Annotated in this window: 2 protein-coding genes; both read right to left on the reverse strand. The window is 53.4% G+C overall.

Going from position 1 to position 794, the window contains the following annotated elements; all coding sequences use genetic code 11:
• A partial coding sequence (locus KDM89_RS19175; protein WP_212689518.1) for a dephospho-CoA kinase occupies positions 1 to 97 on the reverse strand: 97 nt, incomplete at its 3' end.
• 7 nt (positions 98 to 104) lie between these two features.
• Positions 105 to 794, reverse strand: a 690-nt coding sequence (locus tag KDM89_RS19180; RefSeq protein WP_212689517.1) for a prepilin peptidase, incomplete at its 5' end; no start/stop codon positions are given.

Here is a 794-nt window from a genome sequence, read left to right on the forward strand (position 1 = left end):
TCAGGCTGGCGCCCTGTGCCTGAAATGCATTGGCAATCGTGGTCTTGCCACTGCCTATGCCACCGGTCAGACCCAGACTGAACTTTTCCTGGTGCATAAGTCGTTTATAAGTAGCTCAGATAGGCGTGTAGAATTTGCTGCCCCCAGAGCATCGCAATCAGGCCTGCCATAGCCAGATACGGGCCGAAGGAGAGTTTGGTTTCAAACCCCATCTTTGATAACAGGATCAGCGTGATTCCGACGAGCGAGCCGACCAGAGATGACAGCAGAATAATCAGTGGCAGCATTTGCCAGCCCAGCCAGGCACCAAGTGCAGCCAGCATTTTGAAATCACCGTAACCAAAACCTTCTTTACCGGTCAGCATGCGATACAGGTGAAACACCAGCCACAAAGACAGATAGCCTGCGACAGCTCCCAGTATCGATGTGGCAGGTGTAGAGAATACACCCGTCAGGCTCAGTAACATCCCCAGCCAAAGCAGGCTATAGGTCAGATCATCGGGCAGAAACTGGGTGTCAGCATCGATCAGCGTCAGGGTAATCAGGAAAAAACAGAAAACGGTTGCTGCCATGCCTGCGATGCCGGTGCCAAAGTGCCAGGCCATCGCCGCCGCCAGTGCTCCAGTAATTGTTTCTACTATCGGATAGCGTGCCGAGACAGGGGCTTTGCAACTGGTGCATTTACCGCCTATCAGCAAGTAACTCACAACCGGAATATTTTCCCAGGCACGGATCTGATGCCCGCAATGCGGGCAGGCAGAGCGCGGCACAAGCAGATTGTAGCGATCAGTATG

Origin of the sequence: Cognatundibacterium luofuense, from assembly GCF_018139685.1 — a bacterium.
Taxonomy (GTDB): domain Bacteria; phylum Pseudomonadota; class Gammaproteobacteria; order Burkholderiales; family Burkholderiaceae_D; genus Undibacterium; species Undibacterium luofuense.